This is a genomic window from Ruegeria marisrubri, assembly GCF_001507595.1.
Classification (GTDB): Bacteria; Pseudomonadota; Alphaproteobacteria; order Rhodobacterales; family Rhodobacteraceae; genus Ruegeria; species Ruegeria marisrubri.
The window spans coordinates 1-286 of record NZ_LQBQ01000022.1 but is presented as its reverse complement, the minus strand read 5'-3'; the positions used below and the strand labels follow the sequence as shown (position 1 = coordinate 286).

Genomic DNA, 286 nt, shown 5'->3' with positions numbered 1-286 from the left:
CGATGACGGCGCCTACACCGTCGCGCTGCTGGGCGGAGAGGTCGCCGACACCAGCGGAAACGCCGTCGCCGCCGACCCGACCCTCGCCAGTTTCACCGCCGACAGCGGCGACAGCACCGCCCCTGTTGTCCAGTCCGCCTCGGCCCCCGATATCGGACCGGCCCAGGTCGGAACGACGAACACCGACATCACCGTCACCTTCACGGACAACGTGGCCATCGACACCGCCACCATCGATCCGGGCGACATCACCGTCACCGGACCCGGCGGCGCGCTCTCGGTGACC

At 70.3% G+C, this 286-nt stretch carries 1 protein-coding gene; it reads left to right on the top strand.

What is annotated here, in order from left to right; genetic code table 11:
* Positions 1-286, top strand: a 286-nt coding sequence (locus AVO45_RS10725) for a hypothetical protein (protein WP_205627878.1), incomplete at both ends; no start/stop codon positions are given.